This window comes from Bombilactobacillus bombi, from assembly GCF_013607485.1.
In the GTDB taxonomy this organism is placed as follows: Bacteria; Bacillota; Bacilli; order Lactobacillales; family Lactobacillaceae; genus Bombilactobacillus; species Bombilactobacillus bombi_A.
Genome location: NZ_SCHP01000081.1, coordinates 1 through 3,809, shown reverse-complemented (window position 1 = coordinate 3,809; position 3,809 = coordinate 1). Strand labels below are relative to the sequence as shown.

The following is a 3,809-nucleotide window of genomic DNA, read 5'->3' as shown; positions in this document are numbered from 1 at the left end:
GTTAGTTACAACAGTAATTAACCAACTAAGCGGAGGTGACGCCGTGCATTTAAATTTAAATGATCCAACTATCCCAATCTATCAGCAGATTGCTCAACAATTAAGGACAGCAATCGGTGATGGTACTTTTGTAGAAGGTCAGCAAATTCCCTCAACTACTGAAATTTCGCAAGCGTATCAGATTAATCCAGCCACCGTTTTAAAAGGAATGAACTTATTAGTCGAAAACAACTTGTTAGAGAAACGCCGAGGTTTAGGGATGTTTGTCCAAGTAGGAGCTCAGCAAAAAGTTCTCCAAGCTCAAAAGCAAGAATTTTTAAATCATGAAGTTACGCAAATTGTTCAAGAAGCCCGCCAATTAAACATTTCGCAAGCAGAATTAATTCAATTAATTAAAGACCAATATAAAGATGGAGGGTCATCTGATGACTAATAGTCAAAAAGCATTTATTAAATATCAACTAAAATATCTAGCTGCATACGAATTTGGAATAATCTGTTTATTTTTTCTTTTCGCATTCATTTTTGGTAATTATAGTTTAGCTGATTTTAATTCTAGTTTTAATAATCTGTTATTTTTTGCTCCCTTTGTAACCTTTCATTGGTTAGATCAAGAGAGTTTTAAGTTGAGCTTACAATATTCTTTGTCACGTAAATTTTATATCATGATGATTCTATTGAGTGCAATTATCAGTGCTGTTGTTGTTTATGGAATTATTTTAATAATAGGTATAATTTTGCAAAATTTGCATGCTGGTGTGCAAACATTAGGACATTTCATGGTTTTAACAAGTCATCATTGGCTGCGCAATATTTTAGAAATCTTACTCGCAAGTTTGGCTGGTAATTTTACTAGTATTTATCACCGACGTCATTATTTGACAGTACTTTTATTTGTCATCTTAATTAGCTTTTTTGTAGTTTTGAATGAAAATTTAAATAATTTTACAACTATTATTTTATTAGGCAGTACTTTATTAGCTTTTTTGCTAGTAATTATTTGTAATCGAAAACGAGTTATTGACCAATTAGTCAAATATAAGTAAGGAGAAAAAAGATGTCTTTACAAATTAAGCACCTCAATAAGAAGTATAAAAAGCCTGTTTTTACAGATTTAAATTTAGAATTAGTGCCACAAACTATTTACGGTTTACTAGGGCGTAATGGCGTTGGCAAGAGCACTTTGCTCAATATTATTAGTAATCGAATTTTTGCTAATAGTGGGGAAGTCTTACTTGATGGGCAAATAGTGAAAAATAATGACTTAGCTCTCAGTCAAATATTTTTAATGAGTGAGGATAACCTTTATCCTCAAAGTACTAAAGTGAAAGACCTTTGGAAAATGTCAGCCAGCTTTTATGGCCAATTTGATTGGGATTTGGCGCAAGATTTTGCTCAGCAATTTGACTTGGATACGAGTAAAAAATTACGTAGCTTATCGACTGGTTATCGGACAATTGCGAAGATGTTAACTGCTTTGTGTGTTCCCTGCGAGTATATTTTTTTAGATGAGCCGATTTTAGGGCTTGACGCTGCCAATCGGGAAACATTTTACCAAGCATTATTAAAAGCGTATGCCCATCAGCCGCGAACTTTTGTAATTGCAACACATATTATTGAAGAAATTGAACAAATTCTTGAAAAAGCTATTATCTTAAATCACGGGCGTATCATCTCACAAGGTGATGTTGAGGAAATTACAGCATCTGTTAAATTAGTTCAAGGCCCTAAAGCGGCAGTGACAGCCTTGGTTTCGGATCAACAGATTTTAGAAAGCAAAGAATTTGGTAATATGATGACTGTCTATGTTCATAATTTAACAGCAAAAAAGATCCCTTCAGAAATAGAAATTAAAAATGTCGACTTGCAAACCTGTTTTATTCGCTTGACTAAAGGAGAAGAGGTCAATGAAAGTTAAAGTCTTATTAGCAATCAAAGCAAAGCCCTTTTTTAGACATGCTGCGGCGTGGTGGTTAGGATGCTGGATACTTGTCATCGTAGTCGCTTGGCTATTGGCGCCCCAGTTAAAAAGAGGGCGAACACCTACTTATTTAGATGTTTATGGGGTGATCTTGTTATATAGCGTATTAACGATCATTGGACCAGAAAAGTCGAGCTTTAAATTGAGCTTGCAGTATGGTGTTTCTCGTCGTAATTATACCTTGATGATGATATTGTTTCAGCTGATGAATGCTTTGTTTTTAGCGGTCTTATTGCTAGGTGGCTGTCAGATATTTAACAGTATTAATTCGTTAGTCCAGTTACAATTTTTACAGGGAATAGCACTACAAGCTTCATGGTGGGAGAATCTAAGTCTAATTGTATTAGAATCTCTAGCTTATAGCTCATTAACAGTTTTATTACTTACGCTGACTGATAACTTTATTTGGGGCAAATATGTGCTGACGGCAATTTTTGGCGTGTGGCTGTTAGGTGTTAATGAGATTGTTGGGTGGGTAACTTCTAAAACCGACATATTTATGCAAATTGGGAGGTTTTTAGAGCATACAGACCATGAAACTCGAATTTGTGTAATCTTAGCTATGCTCTTGGCAATTACGCTAATTTTTATGGGGTTGACTTTTGTTTCAAATCATTTTCGAGTGATAAAAAAGCAGAACAATCTGTAGTAGGATAGTAACTTTAAAGAGTAAGAGATTTTGTAATAATTTTGAGCGATTATCACTAACTTAATAGGTGATTAACTGGAGAATAAAATGAAAAATAAATATTTACTAAAACATTATTTGCTTAATTTATCAGCCAGTGTACTTGTTATACCAATACTTTTAATTACTCTAGAAGTTTTAGTGCAATGGATATTATCTGGAGATTTTATCTCGTCTAGAGTTGATACTATTACTATTTTATTTTTTTCGTTAATTTGTAGTTTTTATGTTTTTGAGAATCAGATTTTTGAATTGAGTCTACAGTGTAATATTTCTCGGAGATCATATACGAAAATTATTTTTATAATTGTTATTTTAAGCGCGTTTATATGTTTAGCAGAAATAATATTGTTAACTTGGTATGTAGCCTCTTTTTTGACAATTGGCAGTTTACTTTCTTAAGCAATTTTTCTATTGACATAGGTGAAAAGTTATTTTTAGAAGTATTAATTGGAATAATTGCAGGTATGTTGGGATGTTTGGCTATTTTAATTTTCCACAAAAAATCATTCGCATTTTTCTTTATTATTATTGTGGCTGACAATGTTACAGACTGGTTGAATTTTTTTGTCAATATTTCATACGGAAATATAATTTTGTTAGTTTTAGCAATTTGGTCAATGTGTTCATTAATGGTTTTATTTTATTGGATTAACCAAAAACGCGCAGTTAGCTAGCTTGTTGCACAGCGTCTGTTCTTATGATAGGATTTATTCAGTGCCTTGCGCTATTCAATCTAGGGGCTAATTTGAGTTTCAAGGTGAATTTATATATGACAAAAATTAATTTCAAAAATAATTTAACCAAAGTATTAATTACCTGGATGATGGTTTTTATTATTGGGATGATTTCGGGTATTTTGCGAAGATACTTTAAAGCAAATTCGTATTATCTAATAATTTATGAGTTAGTCATGCTGACGAGTATGTATTTACTCAATAAAAAGGTTTTAAAAGTTAAAATATACTTTAGTCCCACTGAGCGTTCTTGGCGGTTAATTCCTATTAACTGGTTAACTATTATTTTATTTTTACAAACTCTTTTATTAGTCATTCATCCTGATGAAAATCTTTTATTAGAAATTGCAATTTTTGTTTTTGCTGGATTTACGGAGGAATATACCTTTAGAGGACTTTTGTT

General features: G+C 32.3%; 6 protein-coding genes. All 6 read left to right on the top strand.

Going from position 1 to position 3,809, the window contains the following annotated elements; translation table 11 throughout:
- Positions 1–43 precede the first annotated feature (43 nt).
- Positions 44–433 (top strand): GntR family transcriptional regulator, encoded by a 390-nt coding sequence (locus EQ827_RS08145; RefSeq protein WP_181190492.1) that lies wholly within the window; start codon positions 44–46, stop codon positions 431–433.
- Positions 426–1,046: a hypothetical protein gene (locus tag EQ827_RS08140; protein ID WP_181190491.1), complete on the top strand. Its 621-nt coding sequence runs from the start codon at positions 426–428 to the stop codon at positions 1,044–1,046. The genes EQ827_RS08145 and EQ827_RS08140 overlap by 8 nt, the downstream gene beginning before the upstream one ends.
- Before the next feature lie 11 nt (positions 1,047–1,057).
- A complete protein-coding gene (locus tag EQ827_RS08135) occupies positions 1,058–1,918 on the top strand; it encodes an ATP-binding cassette domain-containing protein (RefSeq protein WP_181190490.1) in 861 nt (286 codons plus the stop codon).
- Entirely contained in the window at positions 1,908–2,630 is a 723-nt protein-coding gene (locus tag EQ827_RS08130; RefSeq protein ID WP_181190489.1) for a hypothetical protein, read from the top strand. The genes EQ827_RS08135 and EQ827_RS08130 overlap by 11 nt, the downstream gene beginning before the upstream one ends.
- Positions 2,631–2,998: 368 nt before the next feature.
- Complete coding sequence (locus EQ827_RS08125; RefSeq protein ID WP_181190488.1) at positions 2,999–3,346, top strand: hypothetical protein; 348 nt, start codon at positions 2,999–3,001, stop codon at positions 3,344–3,346.
- Between the two features lie 95 nt (positions 3,347–3,441).
- A partial coding sequence (locus EQ827_RS08120; RefSeq protein WP_181190487.1) for a hypothetical protein occupies positions 3,442–3,809 on the top strand: 368 nt, incomplete at its 3' end.

Bases quoted from the DNA above. Each gene is read 5' to 3' on its own strand.
- EQ827_RS08135 (WP_181190490.1), top strand. From the start codon at position 1,058: ATGTCTTTACAAATTAAGCACCTCAATAAGAAGTATAAAAAGCCTGTT.
- EQ827_RS08130 (WP_181190489.1), top strand. From the start codon at position 1,908: ATGAAAGTTAAAGTCTTATTAGCAATCAAAGCAAAGCCCTTTTTTAGA.
- EQ827_RS08140 (WP_181190491.1), top strand. From the start codon at position 426: ATGACTAATAGTCAAAAAGCATTTATTAAATATCAACTAAAATATCTA.
- EQ827_RS08125 (WP_181190488.1), top strand. From the start codon at position 2,999: ATGTTTAGCAGAAATAATATTGTTAACTTGGTATGTAGCCTCTTTTTT.